The organism is Streptomyces sp. TRM64462 (assembly GCF_013362995.1).
Taxonomy (GTDB): domain Bacteria; phylum Actinomycetota; class Actinomycetes; order Streptomycetales; family Streptomycetaceae; genus Streptomyces.
Window position 1 is genome coordinate 1 of sequence record NZ_JABWDV010000435.1, and the last position, 845, is coordinate 845.

Below are 845 nucleotides of genomic sequence, written 5' to 3' on the forward strand. Positions count from 1 at the left end.
CGGCAGTCGCGGCAGCGGCCGGGTGCGGGGGCGCGGAAGGCGCGGTCGCAGTCCTCGCAGGTCTGGAGCGGGGCGGGCCGGTCGGCGGCGGGCTCGTCGGGCAGGGGCGGCGGGATGAGCGCGGCGAGCCGGTGGCCGAGGAAGGCGGCGGGGTGGGCGATCTGCTCGGGTAACCCGGCGGTGAGGGCCTGCCGTACGGCGTCGGGGCGGGCGTCCCGCTCCAGCCAGGCGGCGACGGCGGGGGCGAGCCGCTGGACGTCCGGTTCGGCCAGGAGGAGGCGCGGGTGGTCGCGCCGCAGCCCGGCGAGGAGCGCGGTGGCGGCCTGGAGGCGACCGGGCTCGGGGTCGCGGGGCGCGGGGAGGGCGGCCTTGGGCTTGGGCGCGGGCTTGGCCTCCGGCTCGGGGGCGGGATCGAGATCGGGCGGAGGCGCGGGCTTGGCCTCCGGCTCGGGGGCGGGGTTGGGCGGCTGGGCCGGGGGCTTCGGGGGCGGAGGCGGAGGCGAGGTGACCTGCCCCTTGGGCTGGTTGTAGAAGACGGTCCGGGTGACGACCTTGCCGTTGTCGAGCCGCTCGCGGCGCCGCTCCAGGTACCCGGCGGCTTCCAGCTCCCGCAGGGCGGCGGCGATCCGCTGCTCGCTCTCGGGGAACCGGGCGGCGAGGAAGCGAATCCCGATCCGGGCCCCGTCGGGCAGCGACTGGATGTGCAGGGCGAGCCCCATCGCGAGAAGGCTCAACTGCCGGTGCTGGGCGAGGTGGTTGCCGACGACGGTGAAGCGGCTGGTGTGCCGGGTGTTGACGTGAAGAACACCGAAACGGGGTGAAGATCCGGGAACGGGGTCGGCGGC

At 77.0% G+C, this 845-nt stretch carries 1 protein-coding gene; it reads right to left on the bottom strand.

What is annotated here, in order from left to right:
* On the bottom strand, window positions 1-845 hold an 845-nt coding region (locus HTZ82_RS27885), incomplete at both ends, for a helix-turn-helix domain-containing protein (RefSeq protein WP_254712154.1).